Annotated in this window: 1 protein-coding gene; it reads right to left on the reverse strand. The window is 70.1% G+C overall.

Features of this window, described 5'->3' with window-relative positions; all coding sequences use genetic code 11:
• Window positions 1–265 precede the first annotated feature (265 nt).
• Complete coding sequence (locus tag BIV57_RS26545; RefSeq protein ID WP_265737009.1) at window positions 266–397, reverse strand: hypothetical protein; 132 nt, start codon at window positions 395–397, stop codon at window positions 266–268.
• Between the last annotated feature and the right edge of the window lie 38 nt (window positions 398–435).

Below are 435 nucleotides of genomic sequence, written 5' to 3' on the forward strand. Positions count from 1 at the left end.
CTTCCTGATGACATGTAGAGCATAGCATGAGATGAGAGTAAACCGCAACCATTGGGCTCCCTCTACCCGTTCGCACCCCGCCAACCCGGCAGCTCCCGCCGCCGGTTCGCGGGGCAAGGGGAGGGCAGGGCGGGCACCTGGAGGCGCATCGCGGGGCGGAGGCCGTCAGGATCGCAGCCCCCGCCCCATGCTCATCCGTTCCTCACCGATCCCTGCCGGTGGGGCCGGTGGCCCGGCCCCACCCCGCCCGTACGGGCCGTCAGGATCAGCCGCGACGGCCCAGCAGGGCCAGAACCGCGCCCGCGAGCTCACGCGGCGTCACGCGGGTGCCGACCGAGGCGAAACCCTTGTCCCCGCGGCCGTGGCTGCCGTCACCGGGGTGCGACTTCTTGGACATAGCGACTCCTCTGGTAGAAGGACGACCGAGATGGTGAA

Origin of the sequence: Mangrovactinospora gilvigrisea (genome assembly GCF_001879105.1) — a bacterium.
Lineage (GTDB): Bacteria > Actinomycetota > Actinomycetes > Streptomycetales > Streptomycetaceae > Mangrovactinospora > Mangrovactinospora gilvigrisea.

Coding starts and splice junctions, on each gene's coding strand:
- BIV57_RS26545 (WP_265737009.1), bottom strand. CDS start 397: ATGTCCAAGAAGTCGCACCCCGGTGACGGCAGCCACGGCCGCGGGGAC.